Source organism: Sporosarcina luteola, from assembly GCF_007991495.1.
Classification (GTDB): Bacteria; Bacillota; Bacilli; order Bacillales_A; family Planococcaceae; genus Sporosarcina; species Sporosarcina luteola.
Map to the genome: position 1 here is coordinate 1 of NZ_BJYL01000049.1, position 18,061 is coordinate 18,061.

Consider the following 18,061-nt stretch of genomic DNA (forward strand, 5'->3'; position numbering starts at 1 on the left):
GAATGGACCTTGCACGAGGATGAATGGGCCCTTGTGCAAAAGAATGGACCTTGCACGAGGATGAATGGGTCCTTGTGCAAAAGAATGGACCTTTGTGCCGGAATGAGAACTTTTCCTTCATCAATGAGAACTCATGTGCATTTATGAGAACTTTTTCCGCTTCAATGAGAACTCATTTCGTATCAATGAGAACTTCTCCTACTTTAACGAGAACTCATGCCGCTTTATTGAGAAGTCCCTCTGCTTGAATGAGAATTTTTACAATAAAGCAGGAATTCCTCTTAGCGAAATCGCCTACCTTTAATGAAATAACCCCGATTCCCGCGACTTCTTCAATAATTGATGAGTTTTCCTATTCACGATTCTTTTCAGGAACAAGCCAATCAATAAATAGACAATTCCTGTAATCAAAAGAAATGTTACATCTGTGAAAACGCGTTGCCAGACGATACCGCCGACTGCTTCTCGCATTAAATCGATGGCATAGGTGAACGGGAGGCCTGGATTGATCCATTGGAAGAAGCGAGGCAATAATGCAACTGGATATGTCCCGCCCGAACCCGCGATTTGCAGGACGAGCATGATAATTGCGAGCGCTTTTCCGACGTCACCAAACAAAGAAACCAGCGTGTAGACGATCGTCATAAATACGCAACTGATGAAGAGGCCGAAAAGGATGAACCAAGCCGGATTTTCCGCATGTACCCCGAGTATCGTTAAGTCGCCAACTGTGACAATGATTGTTTGCAGAAGACCGATTGCAAGAAATGTGAAAAGCCGTCCCGCGTAAATCTGTCTACTGCTTACTCCCTCTACATTCTCAACGTCCGTTGCGAGCAAAGAGATCAGCAATAAGCATCCGACCCAAATGGAAAGCACCGTATAGAAAGGTGTCATTCCTGTCCCGTAGTTTTCGATTGGGAATAATTTGTTTTCATTTAACAAAATCGGTTCTTCGAAAAAACTACGTTCTGCTTGTGGATCATTTAGTAGCAGTTGAATGATTTCATTAATATCTGTCTCGCCTTGTATTGAACGAATTCTGTCAGCTAGGTTTCTCACTTTGTCCGCGATGTATGGGTATTCATTCAATGCTTTGCCTGTCAAATCCGCCCCCTCCGTAATGTGCTTTGAGGTGCTCGCAAGAATACGCTCCACTTCAGGGACGGTCGATTGAATGGATGTCAGCATTGACTTTGCTTGTTGCAATGTCTTTTTAGCGCGCGCTGTTTCAGCAAGGACAGTCGGTTCGATGGTGTTTTTATATTCATTCAGAAACTGGTCTAATCGGACTGTCGTATTTTTTGATAGCTGCTCTAAATCAGCTAACGTCTGTTTCAATTGTTGTTGTCGACCTTCCATTAGACCATTCAGTGAGCTGGCATTTGCTTGTGCCTCTTCTAGCAATGATTGCAATCCCGATGTCTCGTCAATCGCTTTCTTTAACCTTGCCTGCCGTTCAGCATTCGGTGGCTCCTCAGAGTTTGAAAGATCCTGCAACCATTGCAGATCGGTTTCCACCATACTGATCCTCTTTATTGTGTCTGTCATTTTGGCATCGAGTTGCCCTTTGACTCGGTCAACTTCGGTAAAATCCAGTTTGACATTATTGACTTTTCCTAAAAACTCATTCGTTTCCTTTGAAATTGCAGACGCCTTTTGCAAATCGCTTTTCACCTTTGGAGCGAACTCATTCAATCTGCTTTCTGCACTATCCAAGAAGGTCAATGCGCGGTTCACCGTTGTCAAACCATCAGTAATCGATTGTTTTGCAGTCGGAATTTTGCCCTGCGCTTCGTGGATCAAGTCTTGTGCCGACACCGCATCCCGTGTTGTACCTTTCAATAAATCATGGATATTCGGCAAGTCTTTTTCTATGTCAAATATATACTTCTCAAACTGTTTAATATCAGGCATATCCTGTTGCAGTTCAATGCCTAGCTGATTGAACAGATCAAAAATAACGCCATTCACTGTCGAGATGAATTGGCTGCTCACTTTTTCGACAATGACACTCGCCCCTTTTTCGGTGATCTTCGGAGCGATGGAATTAATTTTTTCATTCACATAATAATCGATCTCCGCTTTTTCAGGATGATCGGAAATGACGGAGCCGAGTTTTTCAGAGAAGTCTTCCGGGATAATTAAAACTGCAAAATAATCCCCGTAGTCGATATGCTCCATCGCCTGTTCTCGGGTAGTGAATTGCCAATCCATGTCGCGATTCTCTTTCAATGTCTCGACTAGCTCAGCGCCAACATCGATACGCTCGCCACGAACCTCGGCACCAACGTCTTCATTAACAACGGCAACAGGCAGTTGGCTCGTTTTACCGTACGGATCCCATGAAGCATAAATGTTAAGCCACGCATACAAAGATGGCAGGAAAATGAGCCCCCCGATTAAGACCGCCGCCACCCAGTTGCGGCCTATATTCTTTACATCTGTCATGAAAATGGACCAGCTTTTCAGCATGTTGCACCCCCGTCGTTTTGAATCAGTATACCCGTATCTTTTCAAGAGGAACCATTTCTAAGTGACAGAAGCTATTGAAGGATCAAAAGTGCTATGGTACACTGGATGGCAGGCTTTTGCCACGTGGTTCGCAAACCTCCCACGTAAAAAAAACTAAGGAGAAATGAATATGAAAGTAAAAACAATGGCAACGAGCGGGATTATCGCTGCGTTGTATGTTGCTGTGACGTTTTTGATTGCCCCGTTCGGGTTCACAAACATCCAGTTTCGCTTATCAGAGATGTTCAATCATCTTGTTGTGTTCAATAAAAAATATATTATCGGTGTCGTATTAGGTGTTTTCGTTGCCAATATGCTCTTTTCGGATCTTGGACCAATTGATCTCGTATTTGGAGTTGGGCATTCCTTACTCACTCTATCGATTACAATTCTTTCTGCGAAATGGATCAAAGGACTTTACCAACGAATGTTCTTTAATACCCTTATTTTTACGTTCACGATGTTCATCATCGCATGGGAATTGAACATCGTAATGGGATGGCCTTTCTTACTGACATGGTTCTTCCTCGCTGTTAGCGAATTCGTCGTCATGGCAATCGGGATTCCGGTAATGGTTGCGTTGAATAAAAGGCTTCAGTTTGAGAAGCTTATTTAATAAAAAACTGTTCCTGCCTTCTATTTGGAAGGTTGGAACAGTTTTTCATTTATACCTGAGCATGCATATATTGGGTCTTTAACATCCATGCATGATAGAAATACTCGCCTACTGTGATAATAGCTCCTGCAAGAACTGCTTCCCCGAACGAATTCACATACCCCAACACTTGAAGGCCTCCCCATACGATTAAGACCCCGAGAATTAAGTCACCAAACGTAGCAGCCCCATTTCCTATTTTAGAGAGGAGCATTATATCACCCATATAGGAAACAAGCAGTAAAACAACCCCTATGATGGTCGAATGTACGAATGATACGTCGTAAACTGCCGACAATACAATCCATAGCACTGGAAAAACCAATGTCGCTTTGATCATCAATGACAATGTATGGTTCACATGTGAATCTCCATTCATGTGATCCGTCATTTTCATCCTCCTACTTTTTGCTATGCTTTTCCGATAAATCTTTCATAAGCGTATTGATTCCCTATATAATGAAAACAATTCAAGGGAGGGTTTCAAATGTATATGACCATTCAAGAAACTGCGGAATTTTTAGGAATGCCAATCCAACAAGTTCAAAAATATGTATGGGAAGGTCGCATTCGCGCAGTTCATGACGGCGAACAATTTTTTATCAATCAAAGCCAGTTCGACAATTATTTTAACGAGCTTGAAACGCTTAAAAAACAGATTGAAGATTATTTGAATGAACCGATTCCACCTGATCGCGATATAAAAGACGAGGATTAAAAATTGGTGTCGAGGGTAAACTAAAACCAAGAAGGTTATATAGTCAAAAAGACACAATTTTTTCATTCAATCCATCATTGTTTTCCAATTTGGAAATTCAATTTATTTCGCCTTACGGACTATTACAAAGCCATTTAGACGGTTTATGAAAAAGTAAAACATTCCATTCGCATCAGTTATCGAACTATTACTCCTTTTGCATTCCCGCTGCACGGTTGGTATAGTGTATAGTCGTTTCAAAATTAATTATCCATAGGGGGAAACATGCGAAAAATATCAAATGTGTTTTATATAACCATAGGTCTCATCATATTGGCCGTTGGATATGGTGTTATTGCGGCGGACAGTTTTGAAGCCGTCACTACTTCCATAAAGTCATTCGTTTCGTCTTCATTCGGATGGTATTACATGCTTCTGCTTTCATTTCTTCTCTTGCTTAGCATCTTCGTCATTTTCAGTCCAGTCGGAAAAATACGGTTAGGTAAAGATGCGGATCGTCCGTCATTCTCTACAATCACATGGATTGCGATGCTCTTCTCTGCTGGAATGGGAATTGGGCTCGTTTTTTACGGAGCAGCCGAACCGCTATCCCACTACGCCATCAATCCAGCAACGGCTGAACCTAATACAGATGCAGCTTTCAAGGAAGCGATGCGTTATTCGTTCTTCCATTGGGGTTTTCATGTATGGGCGATGTACGGAATTGTCGCTTTGTCACTCGCGTATTTCCAGTTCCGCAAAGGAGAACCGGGGTTAATTTCAGCAACATTGAAGCCGATTTTCGGTAAAAAAATGGAGGGGCCATGGGGCGTCCTCATTGATGTGCTTGCCGTTTTTGCAACAGCTTTTGGCGTTGCCACTTCTCTCGGCTTCGGTGCTGTTCAAATTAACGCAGGTCTGAATTATCTTTTCGGCTTTACAATCGGCTTCACTTCACAGCTAATCATCATAGGTATAGTAACTGTCCTATTTATCATGTCTGCCTGGTCAGGGCTCAGCAAAGGGATTAAATATTTATCGAATACAAACTTGATACTTGCACTGGCACTTTTAGGCTTTGTGCTGATCTTAGGACCGACATTGCTCATTTTCGATATCTTCACCGATTCCCTTGGTGGATATTTTGCCAATATCGTATCAATGAGTTTCCGTACCGCTCCATTAAATGCTTCACATCGTGATTGGATGGATACCTGGACAATTTTCTATTGGGCTTGGTGGATCTCATGGGCACCATTCGTCAGCATGTTTATCGCACGTGTTTCAAAAGGCAGAACGATTCGGGAATTCATGGTCGTTGTCATGTTGGCTCCAACTTTACTGAGCGCAATCTGGTTTTCCGCATTCGGAACAACTGCAATTAATGCTCAAAAGGAAGGTCTGGCGGACTTGGCAAGTGCATCCACTGAATTGACGATCTTCGAGATGTTTAATACGATGCCTTTGTCATTCGTCATTTCAGTTTTCGCAGTTTTTCTGATCGCTTCGTTTTTTATAACGTCAGCTGACTCGGCGACCTTTGTATTGGGTATGCAGTCAACATATGGTTCATTAACACCGCCAAACAGTGTAAAAATCATTTGGGGTGTCATCCAATCAGCCATTGCGATCATTTTGTTGTCCGTCAATGGGCTGACTGCATTGCAAAACACAATCATCATCGCCGCCTTGCCATTCTCCTTCATCATATTGCTCATGATCATTTCCTTGATCAAAGCCCTGAAAGGTGAAGTACCGAAGAAAAAGAAAGTAAATGTTAGTGAAAGAAAATAATGGACGTTAAAAAACGGCAGGAGAACTTCTCTCCTGCCGTTTTTCATATCATTCAATTCGGTATCAAAACAGCTTCGTGTCGACGGATAATATGCATTAGATCCGCAATCATTGCGCTGCCTGTCGGATACATACCTGCCCCTGGACCTACCAACGTCAACGAGCCGAGATATTCGGTGTCAACAATGATTGCATTGTCGACGCCGTCAATGCTGAATAACGGATGATTTTCTCCAATCAGTACAGGACCAACAGTTCCTTGAAGCTTTCCTCTTTCATCCAACCAAATATCCGCCACATGACGATAGCGCAAATTTTCTTTTGATGCGTCGATGAGATCAATGGTCTGCAGATGATCAATTCCTACAACCGGCACACCCTCCCAGTCAGGCTGTTGACCGAAAGCGAGCGAACTCAGAATCATCAATTTGCGGAATGCATCCATCCCTGTCACATCATCCGACGGATCAGCCTCCGCGAAACCCTTTTGCTGTGCATCTGCTAGGGCCTGGCTAAACGATGAGCCTTCCTCTCTCATTTTAGTTAAAATGAAATTCGACGTGCCGTTCAGTATGCCTTGAATCCGTTTGACCCGATCACCCGCCAGAAGATTGGTTACGGTCCGGATGATTGGTACTCCCCCGGCTGTTGTCGCTTCAAATCCGACTTGCACACTGCGGAACTCTGCATGTTTCATTAACGCCGGGCCGTGTTTTGCAAACATCTTTTTATTCGCAGTAATGATGTGGCAGCTCTTCTCAATCGCTTCGGACAAATACGTATAGGCTGGTTCATCCCCGACAATCGCCTCGAACACAACATCGATTTCAGGATTATTCAATATGTCACGGAAATCATCCGTAATTTGCACGTCTTGGATCGACATACGTTTTTTCGTCTTATCTTTCACAAGGATGGATACGACCTCAACGGTGAAACCGGTGCTTTTTTTAATCTCTTCACGCTTCTCCTGCAGAATTCTATATACACCTTCACCAACCGTGCCAAATCCGAGGATTGCCGCTTTGATTGACGGCATTTCACCACCTCCTATTTCTAAAGCGGAGGGGAGCGCTCTGCTCCGACAAGCGCTGGAGGGCTTGAACGAAAGGCGCTTTTTGCCTTTTGTTTCAAGACCGAAGCGACTCGAGGAGCTGCTCCCCGTAGCTAGAAGTCGTCTAAAGTGAGGGGAGCGCTCTGCTCCCCGTAGCTAGAAGTTAATTTCCTTATTGAACAGTAACCGGGACAGCCTTTTCAATCGCCTGTTCAAGATCTGCAATGATGTCATCCGTTGATTCCAAACCTACGGATAAACGGATTAATTCCTCCGGCGTCCCCGTCTTTTTCAAGTCCTCGGCAGACAATTGCTGATGTGTTGTGGAAGCAGGGTGGATAATTAATGATTTTGCATCACCGACATTGGCCACATGAGACCATAGCGTGATATTGTCGATTACTTTGCGACCGGCTTCACGACCGCCTTTGATGCCAAAGACAATGATAGAACCGAAGCCGTTTTTCAAGTATTTCTTCGCATTTTCATAAGTCGGATGATCTTCAAGGCCTGTATACGTCACCCATTCAACAGACGGATGAGCCTGTAAGAATTCAGCGACTTTCACAGCATTTTCATTATGGCGTGTGACACGCAAATGAAGCGTTTCTAGCCCTTGAAGGAAGTTGAATGCACTGTCCGGATCTAGGCATGGCCCGAAGTCGCGCAATAATTGGACACGGAGCTTAGTTGCGAACGCAGCTGCCGCTGTGTCAATGCCGTAGCGCAGACCGTTGTACGTTGCATCCGGCTCGGTGAATCCCGGGAACTTGCCTTTCGTCCAGTCGAATTTGCCTGCGTCAACGACGACACCGCCGATTGTTGTTCCGTGTCCGCCAATCCATTTTGTTGCAGAATGAATGACGACGTCTGCACCGAATTCGATTGGATTCGATCCGTATGGGGATGCAAATGTGTTGTCGATGAGGAACGGGATTTCATTCTCATGCGCAATGTTAGCGACCGCTTCGATGTCAAGGACTTGGAGGCTTGGATTGCCAATTGTTTCGGCGAAAATCGCTTTTGTATTTTCCGTAATCGCAGCACGGAAATTCTCAGGGTCCTCCGCATCCACAAATTTCACATTGATGCCGTAGCGAGGAAGCGTGACGGCGAATAGATTATACGTACCACCGTATAAGTTGCCAGCGGCGACGATTTCATCCCCTGCCCCTGCAATATTCAAAATTGAAAATGCGATTGCAGCCATTCCGGAGGACAATGCCACTGCGGCAGTTCCGCCTTCTAATAGTGCAACTCTTTCTTCAAAGACAGCAACAGTCGGATTCGTGATTCTAGTATAGATATTGCCTGCTTCTTGCAAGCCGAATAAGTTTTGGGCATGTTCAGTGTCGCGGAAGACGAATGCGGTTGTACGGTGGATCGGCACAGCACGAGAACCTGTAATTGGATCCGGCTTTTGGCCTCCGTGTAAAAGAAGAGTTTCGGGTTGAAGTTGTTTGTTTGTCATTGTCATTACCTCCAGTGGTTTTTTTAAGATGAAAATGGTGCATCGCGGAGGCGTTGGGGGTTTTGGGAATAAAAAAATAACCCCTTTCGCTAAGAGAAGGGTTACGCTTTCGCTTATTCCTCCTCTTATCTTTCAGACCGTTTGCACGAATCTGTAGGAAGTAGCACCTTTGCAAGTTCATCACTTGCCGGTTGCCGGGCATCGCAGGGCCTAGTCCCTCCGCCGCTCTTGATAAGAGTTTGGGTATTCAGTTTTTCATCTTGTTGAACAGTATAGGAGAGTATTTTTCAAAAGTCAAGGGGTGAATTTACTTTTTTCTGAAACTTGCGCTTTGTCTTCGATGTTATAATAGTTTTATTACACGGGGAGCTGGATTGAATTCGCAGGTGGATGGTTTGGACTCGGATGTAGCTACTATGAGCGCGGATGGCCATTTTATGAGCACGAACAGCTGCTTTATGAGCGCGAACAGCTGCTTTATGAGCGCGAACCGACACTCTATGAGCGCGAAGGCCATTCTATGAGCGCGGAACGACACTTTATGAGCGCGAAGGCCATTCTCTCGGGAGTTATCATGAAATTCATTAGTATCGGGGGATTCTTATGACTATATGGATTGTAGGTAGTATTGTCTTCGGATATATAATCGGCTGTTTGCATGGCTCGACAATTGCCAGGTGGATTTCCGGGGTTAATTTGAAAGAGACGGGCGTTAAGAATGCCGGGGCGTCGAATGCGATGATTGTTCTTGGGAAACGGTATGGCGCGCTTGTTGCATTGATTGATATCGGAAAAGGGGTTTTTGCGGTAATCGCGGTTAGGTTGCTTGCTGGCCATTTCGGACTGCCCGCGGACAAAACCACTTTGCTATTATTTATCGTCGGGACTGCCGTTGTATTCGGTCATAACTTCCCGTTCCATATGAAGTTCAACGGCGGAAAAGGTACTGCGACAGTCATCGGTGTTTTATTTGCAATGGATTGGCGGTTTGGGCTCGCAGGGTTCATCCTTTTCATTCTAGTAGCGCTTATGACGGATATTCTTGTTTTTGGTGTCATTATGCTTTATATCGCTCTTTTAGCAATGGCTATTTTGCTAGGCAACCTGTGGTCGATCCTTGTTGCCGCCTTGCTATTTCTGATGGCCATCTGGAAGCACAATGAAAATTTCAAACGCATCCGCGAAGGAACCGAGCCGCGAATTCGTTCGTCATTCAAAAAAAAGTAGAAGAAAGGGCGATGTACAGGAATCTCTCCTTGTACATCGCCCTTCGTAAACTTTATTCATTCTCCCCAAAAACTTTTTTCAGCACTGCCACGATGAAATCGAAATCCTCATCCGTACAAGACAATGGCGGGCTCAACGCTAAAATGTTGTTGAAGCCAGCTACTGTATCTCCATTCCGTCCGACAATGAGGCCGTTTGCTTTGCAGTCCCCGATGATTTTTGCCATGCGGGCGTTTGTTGCGGGCTCTTTCGTTTCTTTATCCTCCACGAGTTCGATGCCCATGAGGAAGCCAAGACCGCGGATGTCCCCGACATATGGATGGTCCTTGAGCACCTCCAATTCTTTCAACAGGCGATCCCCTAATTCTGCAGAGCGGTCGACAAGATGCTCGCGCTCCAGGATTTCAATGTTTTTCAGTGCGAGCGCACATGCTGCCGGGTTGCCGCCGAATGTGTTCACATGGCGGAAATGGCTATTATCCTCCCCTGTATCAAATTTGTCGTAGATTTCTTTACGAATGGCTGTGATGGATAGAGGCAAGTATGCGCTCGTCAAGCCTTTCGCCATCGTGATAATATCGGGTTTGCAATTGAAGTGCTGATGACCGAACATTTTGCCTGTACGTCCGAATCCGCAAATGACTTCGTCGATAATAAGCAGGACACCATGACGTTTACAGATCTCTTGGACTTTTTCAACATAGATTGGATGTGGGATCAGGATTCCGCCGCCTGTAATGAGCGGTTCCATGATGATCCCTGCAATCGTCTCTTTTTGTTCCCAGATGATTTTCTCTTCAAATTCCTGAGCCCGTTGAATGTTGTATTCTTCAACCGATTGCCCCGCTGGTCGGCGATAGTTGTCGGGTGGTGCAATATGCAGGAAACCTGGCGCCAATGGTTCATATTTATATTTACGCAGCGCTTGACCTGTTGCCGCAAGTGCCCCCATTGAACTGCCGTGGTACGCACGGTAGCGGGATATGAATTTATAACGGGATGGCTCGCCATTTTGCTGATGATATTGACGTGCCAATTTGAATGCGACTTCATTTGCATCAGACCCGGAGTTGGAATAAAAGATTTTATAATCCGCACCAAGCAGTTCATTGATCTTCTCGGCTAGCTCGATTGCAGGACCATGACTCTGCGTCATTGGAACATAAGCAAGTTTCTTCATTTGCTCATATGCAGCTTGTGCCATCTCTTCTCTACCGTAACCTACATTTACCGCCCATAGACCGGCCATCCCGTCTAAATAACGGTCTCCTTTATGGTCCGTAATCCATGCACCCTCCCCCTTTTCAATAACCATTGGGGGGTTCTTTTCGTTATAGGCTGAAATATGATGCCAAATATTCTCCCGGTCCTTTTCCACCAACGACTTTGTTTGTTCATGTACCGTAGTCATTTTCGTCAGCCTCCCTTTCCTTAATACGAATGACGCGCAGTCAACATTTTCTTGCGTGTATAAAATTCGACGCCATCACGGCCGTTCGCATGAAGATCGCCATAAAATGATTTTTTATAACCCGAGAATGGGAAGAATGCCATTGGCGCAGGAACCCCTAAATTGACACCGAGCATGCCAGCATCAATTTCTTCACGGAATTGACGGATCACCTTCGCACTATCTGTAAATAAACAAGCACCGTTCGCGAACTCCGACTTATTCGCATAGGCAATCGCTTCTTCCAACGTATTGACACGGACAACGGAGAGAACCGGTGCAAAGATTTCATCTTTCCAGATCTTCATTTCCTGTGTGACATTGTCAAATATTGTCGGTCCGACAAAATAACCGCCTGCTGAAGAAGATTGGTCCTTCCTGCCGTCGCGAAGCAATTTTGCACCCTCTTCGACACCTGACTCGATATACGACAGCGTACGATCCAAGTGCGAATCACGAATAACCGGTCCTAAGAATATGCCTTCTTCCAATCCATTTCCGATTGTTAATTTATCGGATTCTCCCACTAGGCGATCGACGAGCTGATCCGCAATCTCACCGACTGCAACGACTACGGAACAAGCCATACAACGTTCGCCCGCAGAACCGAATGCCGCATTGATAATATCTTTGACAGCCAAATCCATATTCGCATCCGGCATGACAATTGTATGGTTTTTCGCACCTGCAAGCGCCTGCACTCGTTTTCCGTTCGCAGTGCCTGTTTTGTATACATATTCCGCAACCGGTTGGGAGCCGACGAATGAAACTGCTGGAATATCCGGGTGGCTCAAAATGCCATTAACGACATCATGTGCTCCGTGGACGATATTGAAGACACCGTCCGGAAGCCCTGCTTCTTTCAGTAGTTCCGCAAGACGATTCGCAAGCAGAGGCGTACGTTCAGATGGTTTCAGGATGAATGTATTGCCAGTCGCAATTGCCATCGGGAACATCCAGCAAGGGACCATCATCGGGAAATTGAAAGGTGTAATTCCGCCGATGACGCCGATCGGATAACGATACGCACCCGATTCAATATTCGTTGCGATATCCGGCAGCTGATACCCCATCATCAGTGTTGGAGCACCTGCTGCAAACTCGACACATTCAATGCCTCGCAGCACTTCACCGTATGCTTCATTATAATTTTTTCCGTTTTCGCGCGTGATAAGCTTCGCAAGCTCATCCCAATGCTTCACTAGCAATTGTTGATAGTTGAATAGAACGCGAGCCCTTTGCGGAACCGGTGTCTTTTTCCACTTCACGAAAGCTTCCTTCGCCGCCTTAACAGCCTCATCTAAATCCTCAGCTGTGGAAATCGGTACTTCCGCCAAAATCTCTCCTGTCGCAGGATTTGGCACTTCCTCATATTTATCCGTCCTTGACTTTACCCATTGTCCATTCACAAAATTTGAAAGCGTTTTCTTTTCTGTCGCTACTGTTTGCATACAAACTCCTCCTACTATAGTCTAGTTGCTACAACTTTCGGTTATCTGTTACACTACACCTTATACTTTACAAACAATTCGAACACTTATCATTTAACATTTTGTCAAATGATCACTATTCTTTTTTTACCTTATGGAGGAGATACGATTGGGAGAAATGCAAATATCAGTTTCGGATATTTTAAAGCGTCCTTTATTCCAAAACGCTAAAGTAATTGCAGGCAAGGACGGAATCGGACGGCAAGTAAAATGGGCGCATGTTTTGGAAGTGAAAGAATTTGAATCGCTCATCAACGGCGGGGAATTAATTTTAACGACTGGTGTTGGCTTGCAACTCGACTTGCCGACCCAATTAAAATATGTAAAACGATTGATCGAAAAAGATGTTGCTGGTATCTGTATCGAGCTTGGACCGTACTTCAGCGCAATCCCGGAGAAAATCATTCAACTGGCGAATGAATATAATTTCCCCCTCATTATTTTTGAGAAAACCGTGAAATACGTAGACATTACACAGGACTTACATACGATGATCATTAATCAACATCATCAAAAGCTTGCACAACTTGATTCTTTATCACGAAAGTTTATCGACCTGTCACTTGCACCGAATGGAATTCTAAAAATCCTGCAAGAGCTTCACCTCTTTTTTAAACAAGGCATTTTGTTCATCGGTGACCATGAAAAGTCATACTATTACCCTTCTGAAATGAAAGAAGTCGAATCTGCGCTCCAGCAAAGTACAACTCTTTTTGTGTCACCCAGCAAAGAAGAGCAAGTCGTTTCCATAGAGGGGAGATCATTCGCTTGCATGCCGGTCCGTGGATTAGGTCAGCTTCTAGGTTTTGTTTGCATTGAAACCACTTCAGCGCAAACGGACGATATGACTTTTTTGATATTAGATCGTGCTGCACTCGCGATTGCTCAAGTTTTGCTTCGTAGCCGAACGATTGCTGAACGCAAGCAAAAAAGTGAAGGTGAATTTGTGCGAAATTTATTAAATGGGAGAGATGTAGAACAAGACGAACTCCAATCATATCTTCCGACACCTAGCAGCAATATGCATTACCGGATTTTCAATATAGATGTAGATGATCTTGCATTAGATACGGCAGAAGAGGATTGGGAGGAAATTCATATACAGCGTTCCATGACGATTCGTTCGTTATTTAACCGGCATGGTTTTTTTCCAGCCATCTCAAGTGTGAAAAATGAAATTGTTATTGTCGCTTCCTTCTTATCGGCTTCGGAGCATAAGAAAGAGACGGATCGGTTCCTACAAATCCTCCACCAAATTGAAAGATTTACACACTCGGACTATTTGCTAGGAAGCAAATGTCAGTTTGGAATCAGCTCTGTCTATCATGATGTAAAAGATATTAAGAAAGGTTATGAGGAATCAAGAAAAGTCTTGATGTTACATAAACCAGGACTTGTCACAACATATTTCTATGAAAAATTGGGTGTCTACCGACTGCTTTCCGAATTGATTGCATCAAATCAGTTACAATCATTTGTCGAAGATCACATTTCCCCCGTCATTGTCTACGACCAAGAAAATGACAGCGAGTTATATGAGACATTACGCGCTTACTTGGAATGCAGCGGCTCGAAAAAAGAAACTGCTGAGCGGCTATTCATCGTACGTCAAACACTGTATCATCGACTCGAAAAGATAGGAGCTCTGTTAGGGAAAGATTTTATGGACCCAACAAAACGTTTGGCGATCGAAATAGCAATCCATGCTTATCAGTTTATGGAAAGTAGACAATCTATATAAGCTTGTCTCGTATATTGCGAGACTTGCTTATTTAACGATTCGTGAAATCCAAAGATACATATGCTTACAGTTTGTCCAAGACCCTTCCTACATCTTTTGTGTAAAGTTAGTTAAAGAAATCAGAAAAGTCATTTTCAATTTGTAATCGCTTACAAATTAAGGTGAGTTGAACATTCTATAATGAAAGAGGGGATTACCAGATGTCAGCAGAAAAAGATCAGCAATTGAATCCAGATTTAAAAATACGTCATATTAGTATGATTTCGATTGCCGGTGTCATCGGTGCAGGCTTATTCGTAGGGAGTGGGGCTGTTATTAATGCAACAGGGCCCGGAGCCATTTTGTCCTATGCGTTTGCAGGCTTTTTAGTCGTTTTGGTCATGCGGATGTTGGGTGAAATGGCTGCTGCCAAACCTACGAGCGGTTCATTTTCTACATATGCAAGTGAAGCCATCGGGCCTTGGGCAGGCTTTACGATTGGTTGGTTATATTGGTTTTTCTGGGTAGTCGTTATCGCAATCGAGGCAATTGCGGGTGCAGCGATTATTCAATATTGGATACCAGGTATGCCTGTCTGGTTGATGAGTTTGATTCTTACCTTGTTATTAACGATGACGAATTTATTTTCAGTAAAATCATTTGGGGAATTTGAATATTGGTTTTCATTGATTAAAGTCGTCAGTATCGCATTATTCCTCATCCTAGGTCTCTCCGTTATCTTCGGCTGGTTTCCGAGTGTCGAAACGCCGGGAACAGCTAATCTACTAGGTGAAGGCGGCTTCATGCCTTCCGGTTTCGGTGCTGTCCTGTTAGGAATTACAGTCGTGATCTTCTCGTTCATGGGTACTGAAATCGTCGCCATCGCTGCAGGTGAATCCGACCATCCGACAAAAGCAGTGCGTATTGCGACAAATAGTGTCATCTGGCGTATTCTTGTTTTCTATATCGGATCTATCGCAATTGTCGTTACGTTATTGCCTTGGAACTCAGCCAATATTCTTGTCAGCCCATTTGTCGCTGTACTCGACTATATCGGCATTCCGGCAGCTGCTCAGATCATGAACTTTGTCGTGCTCACCGCCGTGTTGTCTTGTCTGAATTCCGCACTTTACGCAAATTCCAGAATGCTGTTCGGAATGGCGAAAAAAGGCGATGCACCGAAAGCATTTCTAAAGCTAAGCAAAAAAGGCGTACCTGTACGAGCAATTTTGTTCAGTACCGTATTCTCTTATATAGCTGTCATATTCAGCTACACATCTCCTGACAAGATCTTTTTATTTTTAATCAACTCTTCAGGTGCAGTCGCATTGCTTGTTTATCTCGTTATCGCTTTTTCACAATTGCGCATGCGCCGCAAAATAGAACGCGAGAACCCGGATGCATTGCAAATCAAAATGTGGCTCTATCCGTATTTGACGTATTTCTCAATTCTCTGCATCGTCGGCATTTACGTCGCCATGCTCATCATCGATTCACTGCGAGTACAGGCTTTGCTCACGTTGTTGGTCGCCGGGGTGACGGTTGCTTCCTATTTCATATTTGCAAGGAAGAAGGACACTGCGAAGAACGTGAAGAAAGGGATTATCCAAGCAACGTCAAGGACACTGCATAAATAAGAAAAAGCGATGTAAAGGGACTGCCCTATTACATCGCTTTTTTATTTCTTACAATCCATCCAAATCATTATTCAACTGGACCATCCCATGCCAACATGCCACCTGTCATGTTAACGACTTTATATCCATGGCCTTCCAACAGTTTTGCCGCCATACTGCTTCGGCCGCCTGACCGGCAAACTATTGTATACTCAGTTGCCTTGTCTAATTCATTCATTCGGAATTCCAGTAATCCGAGTGGAATGTTTAACGCACCAGGTATTTTCCCATCAGCAACTTCGTCCACTTCACGTACGTCGATAAGATGCATTAGTTCCTTGTTTGCCAGTTTTGCTTCGATTTCTTTCGCTGTTACTTCAATCATGTCAATTCCTCCATATTCATCCATTCCAATTACCCGCCGGGGTATAATAAACAATAAAAGAAAAGAGTCCATGCTCAGCGACTCTTCACTAAAAGATTCACAGCTTCCTTTACAATTTCTTCTTGAGACATCGGATTGCTTTCATCAACATTTTGCATGCAAGAAATGATATTCGAGCTGACAATGACACCTATCGTACGGTCAATCGCTGAACGGGACGCTGATAATTGAGTGACAACATCTTTACAGTCCTTGCCTTCTTCAATCATTCGCAAGATTCCTTTAATCTGTCCTTCAATCCTTTTTAATCGATTCACAACTTTATCATCGTATTGCATTGCAATCCGCTCCTTTCTTCGTGATTCCCACAATCATTTTATACCCCTCTAGGTATTTTGTCAAGGATTGCTCATTCCAGAACGTTAAACCGGGCCAGCAACTTTCTTTTAGTCATTGGACTTCCCCAAAATTCATGTCACCACCTATAGAAGCCCGGTTTCTGCGAAGTTCGACAAATTATGGTATACTAGTAATAGACAACTTGACCAAGATCGTTTTCAACTAGTTGTTTTCCATCATGACTTTATTCAGCTTAGGACAGCCCTAAGCGTTTTTTCTTATTTGTTTATGGTGAGAATGCACAATAGGAGGGATTCGATTGGCTTTTCCACGTAGGGATAAACCTGTTTCAGATTTTGTCGCCGCCCGTCATATTGACGAGGAGATCTCATTCACCCGTAATGATTATGAAGTGAATGGGACAATTCATAAGATACTCGAAAACTCCGTCATCGTGAAGATTTCCGATAACGATGCAGAACGGATTGGAGTCGCATCCAATCTCACCGTCGTTGCGCATAAGAACTATTCTGTAGATTAATTTATATGAAAAGGGCATCTCCGCAAAGGAGTGCCCTTTTTCAATTATATTATGAAATATACTAGAACAGACAGGCAAACAGATGTGATGGTCACGGCAATCAACGGTTTCATCGCGCGATTTCGTAAATCCTTCAAGCTGACGTTCAATCCGAGACCGACCATGGCGGCGGTCAATAGCCATGTTGTTATTGTACTGATCCCCGACATCACCCCATCCGATACCGGAATCGAATGACCCAATACATAGCTTCCAAATACGCTTAGTAAAATGAAGCCGACGAGGAACCACGGGAATTCGATTTTATTCTGCTCCCCTTCTTCTCCTTTGCTTTTCCGCTTCATGATGTAAATGAAGATAAAACATAATGGTACTAATAAAAATACCCTGCCGAGCTTCGCAAGCAGAGCGATGGCGAGCGCATCTTCTCCAGCAGGTGCTGCGGCAATCGCCACATGCGCCAATTCGTGAAGGCTCATACCCGACCAAATGCCGTACTCGGTCGGAAGCAACGGCACAATCGGTCGCAACACCGTATAACCGATTGCAAAGACGGTACCGAGCAGCGCAATGATGCCGACACCGATTGCCGTGTCTTCATCTTTCGCCTTAATGATGGGAGCAACTGCCGCAATAGCCGCGGCTCCACATACTCCCGTTCCAACACCGAGCAGTAGTGAAATATCTTTATCCGCCTTCAACCACTTTGCAAGAAGGACCATAACCCCGATGGCGAATGCAATGACTAGTACATCACGTGCCAACAGACCGAGTCCATCCCGGAAAACGACATCAATATTCAGCTTCAAGCCGTAAAGGATGATAGCCAGTCGGAGCAGTTTTTTCGAGGAAAACGTAATTCCTCTGCGAAGCGCTTCGGGATAGCCGAAAATTTGCCGGTAGGCAACGGCAATGATAATTGCGCTTGCCAGCTGTCCGATATGGTCGAAACCGGGCACTTTTGCTAATAAAAATCCTAATAGGGCAATAAAAAATGTGAAAGCGATCCCAGCAACCCACATGACATTTGCGCTTTGCTTTTCATTCATATGTTGTAGCACCTCCTTCTGTAAGAGTAGTATGTGTTACTTCATAAGTAAAATAATTT

General features: G+C 44.2%; 16 protein-coding genes and 2 riboswitches. Of the genes, 7 read left to right on the forward strand and 9 right to left on the reverse strand.

Annotated elements, in window-relative coordinates; all coding sequences use genetic code 11:
• Positions 1–300: 300 nt before the first annotated feature.
• Positions 301–2,475 (reverse strand): YhgE/Pip domain-containing protein, encoded by a 2,175-nt coding sequence (locus tag SLU01_RS15585; protein ID WP_147060017.1) that lies wholly within the window; start codon positions 2,473–2,475, stop codon positions 301–303.
• A gap of 117 nt (positions 2,476–2,592) precedes the next feature.
• A riboswitch (PreQ1 riboswitch) is annotated at positions 2,593–2,638 on the forward strand.
• Positions 2,639–2,644: 6 nt separating this feature from the next.
• Here SLU01_RS15585 and SLU01_RS15590 point away from each other — a divergent pair.
• Positions 2,645–3,130, forward strand: coding sequence for a QueT transporter family protein (locus SLU01_RS15590; RefSeq protein ID WP_147060020.1), 486 nt, complete (start codon positions 2,645–2,647; stop codon positions 3,128–3,130).
• A gap of 49 nt (positions 3,131–3,179) precedes the next feature.
• On the opposite strand, the gene SLU01_RS15595 is transcribed toward SLU01_RS15590, so the two are convergent.
• Positions 3,180–3,560 (reverse strand): DUF2512 family protein, encoded by a 381-nt coding sequence (locus tag SLU01_RS15595; protein WP_246111019.1) that lies wholly within the window; start codon positions 3,558–3,560, stop codon positions 3,180–3,182.
• Positions 3,561–3,656: 96 nt separating this feature from the next.
• Between SLU01_RS15595 and SLU01_RS15600 the strand changes: the two genes are divergently transcribed.
• Together SLU01_RS15600 and SLU01_RS15605 are read left to right on the forward strand one after the other, a co-directional pair.
• Entirely contained in the window at positions 3,657–3,887 is a 231-nt protein-coding gene (locus SLU01_RS15600; protein WP_147060022.1) for a helix-turn-helix domain-containing protein, read from the forward strand.
• A gap of 264 nt (positions 3,888–4,151) precedes the next feature.
• Positions 4,152–5,660, forward strand: coding sequence for a BCCT family transporter (locus SLU01_RS15605; protein WP_147060024.1), 1,509 nt, complete (start codon positions 4,152–4,154; stop codon positions 5,658–5,660).
• A 52-nt stretch (positions 5,661–5,712) separates the two neighbouring features.
• Here the strand turns inward: SLU01_RS15605 and SLU01_RS15610 are convergent, their stop codons facing one another.
• Complete coding sequence (locus tag SLU01_RS15610) at positions 5,713–6,699, reverse strand: homoserine dehydrogenase (RefSeq protein ID WP_147060026.1); 987 nt, start codon at positions 6,697–6,699, stop codon at positions 5,713–5,715.
• Between the two features lie 187 nt (positions 6,700–6,886).
• Positions 6,887–8,185 (reverse strand): O-acetylhomoserine aminocarboxypropyltransferase/cysteine synthase family protein, encoded by a 1,299-nt coding sequence (locus SLU01_RS15615; protein ID WP_147060028.1) that lies wholly within the window; start codon positions 8,183–8,185, stop codon positions 6,887–6,889.
• Positions 8,186–8,307: 122 nt separating this feature from the next.
• Positions 8,308–8,423, reverse strand: a riboswitch (SAM riboswitch).
• A 365-nt stretch (positions 8,424–8,788) separates the two neighbouring features.
• Between SLU01_RS15615 and SLU01_RS15620 the strand changes: the two genes are divergently transcribed.
• Positions 8,789–9,412, forward strand: coding sequence for a glycerol-3-phosphate acyltransferase (locus SLU01_RS15620; RefSeq protein ID WP_147060030.1), 624 nt, complete (start codon positions 8,789–8,791; stop codon positions 9,410–9,412).
• A 52-nt stretch (positions 9,413–9,464) separates the two neighbouring features.
• Here SLU01_RS15620 and SLU01_RS15625 read toward each other — a convergent pair whose 3' ends face one another.
• The gene (locus SLU01_RS15625) at positions 9,465–10,823 is read right to left on the reverse strand and encodes an aspartate aminotransferase family protein (protein ID WP_147060033.1); all 1,359 of its coding nucleotides are present in this window, start codon (positions 10,821–10,823) and stop codon (positions 9,465–9,467) included.
• Between the two features lie 20 nt (positions 10,824–10,843).
• Positions 10,844–12,313: a CoA-acylating methylmalonate-semialdehyde dehydrogenase gene (locus tag SLU01_RS15630; protein ID WP_147060035.1), complete on the reverse strand. Its 1,470-nt coding sequence runs from the start codon at positions 12,311–12,313 to the stop codon at positions 10,844–10,846.
• Positions 12,314–12,470: 157 nt separating this feature from the next.
• On the opposite strand from SLU01_RS15630, the gene SLU01_RS15635 reads away from it, so the two are divergent.
• Together SLU01_RS15635 and gabP are read left to right on the forward strand one after the other, a co-directional pair.
• Entirely contained in the window at positions 12,471–14,093 is a 1,623-nt protein-coding gene (locus tag SLU01_RS15635; protein WP_246111020.1) for a PucR family transcriptional regulator, read from the forward strand.
• A 200-nt stretch (positions 14,094–14,293) separates the two neighbouring features.
• Complete coding sequence (gabP, locus tag SLU01_RS15640) at positions 14,294–15,709, forward strand: GABA permease (protein ID WP_147060039.1); 1,416 nt, start codon at positions 14,294–14,296, stop codon at positions 15,707–15,709.
• Between the two features lie 67 nt (positions 15,710–15,776).
• On the opposite strand, the gene SLU01_RS15645 is transcribed toward gabP, so the two are convergent.
• Positions 15,777–16,073, reverse strand: coding sequence for a rhodanese-like domain-containing protein (locus tag SLU01_RS15645; protein ID WP_147060041.1), 297 nt, complete (start codon positions 16,071–16,073; stop codon positions 15,777–15,779).
• A gap of 74 nt (positions 16,074–16,147) precedes the next feature.
• Complete coding sequence (locus SLU01_RS15650; RefSeq protein WP_147060094.1) at positions 16,148–16,411, reverse strand: metal-sensitive transcriptional regulator; 264 nt, start codon at positions 16,409–16,411, stop codon at positions 16,148–16,150.
• A 320-nt stretch (positions 16,412–16,731) separates the two neighbouring features.
• On the opposite strand from SLU01_RS15650, the gene SLU01_RS15655 reads away from it, so the two are divergent.
• Positions 16,732–16,953 carry a DUF2187 family protein gene (locus SLU01_RS15655; protein ID WP_147060043.1) on the forward strand — a complete coding sequence of 74 codons (222 nt, stop codon included), beginning with the start codon at positions 16,732–16,734 and terminating at the stop codon, positions 16,951–16,953.
• 44 nt (positions 16,954–16,997) lie between these two features.
• Here the strand turns inward: SLU01_RS15655 and SLU01_RS15660 are convergent, their stop codons facing one another.
• Positions 16,998–18,002, reverse strand: coding sequence for a YeiH family protein (locus tag SLU01_RS15660; RefSeq protein WP_174842667.1), 1,005 nt, complete (start codon positions 18,000–18,002; stop codon positions 16,998–17,000).
• Positions 18,003–18,061 lie beyond the last annotated feature (59 nt).